The sequence below is a fragment of the Nocardia sp. 852002-51101_SCH5132738 genome (genome assembly GCF_001665695.1).
Classification (GTDB): Bacteria; Actinomycetota; Actinomycetes; order Mycobacteriales; family Mycobacteriaceae; genus Nocardia; species Nocardia nova.
This window is the reverse complement of sequence record NZ_LZML01000190.1, coordinates 1-2,001: the sequence shown is the minus strand read 5'-3', so window position 1 is coordinate 2,001 and position 2,001 is coordinate 1. Positions and strand designations below refer to the sequence as shown.

General features: G+C 67.6%; 1 protein-coding gene. It reads left to right on the top strand.

Annotated features, from left to right (window positions below):
• Window positions 1–2,001 (top strand): methylmalonyl-CoA mutase family protein (locus tag A5789_RS30235; protein ID WP_304528575.1); only part of this gene is annotated, 2,001 nt, incomplete at both ends.

The window sequence follows — 2,001 nt, the reverse complement described above, 5'->3', positions numbered from 1 at the left end:
CGACTCGGGCTGCCCGGCATGATCAACGAACTCGTCCGGGCCTGCGATGTGGATCTGTCGACCGAACCGGCCGCCATCGAGGCGGTGCTCGCGGGTGAGCGATATGCGCTGGCGCGCACCATGACCTGCCTGCAGGCCGATGCGCTGCCCGCGGCGGATCTGGACGAACTGCGGGCCGCGGCCGCCGGCCGCACCGTGCCGGTACTCGGCATCACCGGCACCGGCGGATCCGGAAAGTCCTCGCTCACAGACGAACTCGTGCGGCGGTTGCGCACCGATCAGCAGGACAAACTGCGGGTGGCGATCCTCGCCGTCGACCCGACCCGGCGCCGCGGCGGCGGCGCGCTGCTGGGTGACCGCATCCGGATGAACTCGCTCGACAGCGAACACGTCTACTTCCGCTCGCTGGCCACCCGTGGCGCACACGAATTGCCGACCAATATCGACGCGATGATCCTGGCCTGCAAGGCGGCCGGATTCGATCTGGTGATTCTCGAGACGCCCGGTATCGGTCAGGGCGATGCGGCGATCATCGACCACGTCGACATCTCGATGTATGTGATGACGCCGGAGTTCGGCGCGGCCTCCCAGCTCGAGAAGATCGACATGCTCGATTTCGCCGATGTGGTGGCGATCAACAAGTTCGAGCGCCGCGGCGCCGAGGATGCGCTGCGGGACGTCTCGCGCCAGCTGGTGCGCAACCGCGAGGCGTTCGGGGCGGCGCCGGAGGATATGCCGGTATTCGGCACCAGCGCAGCGACGTTCAACGACGACGGGGTGACCGCGCTCTATCAGCATCTGGCCGGGCTGCTCGGTGCGCGCGGCCTGCCGCTGGAGACCGGGGTGCTGCCGCGAGTCGACACCCGCGCCTCCACCCGATTCGCACAGATCATTCCGCCGGGGCGGGTGCGCTACCTGGCCGAGATCGCCGAGACCGTCCGCGATTACCACGCCGAGACCCGGCGGCAGGTGGTCGCGGCCCAGCGGGTGCAGCGCTTCGAGCAGGTGCTGGCGGAACTGCCCGCGGGGGCTACCGACTATCCGGCCGGCACGGAAGACGCTACGGCGGAAGATCTCTCGGCCGCGAAACGGACGGTGTCCGGATTGCTCGGGCGGGCGAGCGCGGATCTCACCCCGGAATCCGCCGCGCTGCTGCGGGATTGGCCCGCGACCGTGGAGTCGTATCGCGGCGATGAACAGGTGGTGCGGGTCCGCGATCGCGAGATTCGCACGCCGCTGCGACGGACCACGTTGTCGGACAACTCGATTCCGCGCGTGGCGCTGCCGCGCTTCACCGATCACGGCGAGCTGCTGCGCTTCCTGCGCTCGGAGAATCTGCCGGGGCGCTTCCCGTTCACCGGCGGCGTGTTCGCGTTCAAGCGCGACAACGAGGATCCGGCCCGCATGTTCGCCGGCGAGGGCGATCCGTTCCGCACGAACCGGCGGTTCAAGGTGCTCTCGGAACACGCCGAGGCCAAACGCCTCTCGACAGCCTTCGACTCGGTGACCCTCTACGGTCACGATCCGGCCCCGCGGCCCGACATCTACGGAAAGGTCGGCACCTCGGGGGTTTCCATCGCCACCGTCGACGATATGAAGGCCCTCTACGACGGTTTCGACCTGAGCGCGCCCAGCACCTCGGTCTCGATGACCATCAACGGTCCGGCGCCGACGATTCTCGCCTTCTTCCTCAACACCGCGATAGATCAAGCGCTGCAACGGTTTCGGGAGGACAACGGGCGCGAGCCGAGCAGCGACGAGGCCGCCGACCTGCGTGCCCGCACCCTCGCCACGGTGCGTGGCACCGTCCAGGCCGATATTCTCAAGGAGGATCAGGGGCAGAACACCTGCATCTTCTCCACCGAATTCAGCCTGCGCATGATGGCCGATATCCAGGAATGGTTCGTCCGCAACGGCGTGCGCAACTTCTACTCGGTATCGATTTCCGGCTATCACATCGCCGAGGCCGGCGCGAATCCGATCAGTCAGCTGGCGTTCACC